We start from the raw sequence: 241 nt of genomic DNA on the forward strand, positions 1-241 counted from the left end.
GGCCGTGGCGCGCCTCGAAGCGGTCCAGCTCGGCCTGGACCGGCATCCAGGTCGGCGACCACACATCGCCGCCGTCGTTGACGTAGAGGTAGTGCCCGCCCGCGTCGGTGGGCACGTTGTTGTAGCGGTAGCGGGTGAGCCTGCGCATCCGGGCATCGCGGTAGAACGAGTAGCCGCCGCCCAGGTGGGACAGCAGGGAGAAGAATTCCTGGGAGCCCAGGTAGTTGATCCAGGGATACGG

At 67.6% G+C, this 241-nt stretch carries 1 protein-coding gene; it reads right to left on the bottom strand.

Annotated features, from left to right (window positions below; translation table 11 throughout):
* Positions 1-241, bottom strand: a 241-nt coding sequence (locus BN358_RS23105) for a hypothetical protein (protein WP_157593347.1), incomplete at both ends; no start/stop codon positions are given.

Origin of the sequence: Sedimentibacter sp. B4 (assembly GCF_000309315.1) — a bacterium.
Taxonomy (GTDB): domain Bacteria; phylum Bacillota; class Clostridia; order Tissierellales; family Sedimentibacteraceae; genus Sedimentibacter; species Sedimentibacter saalensis.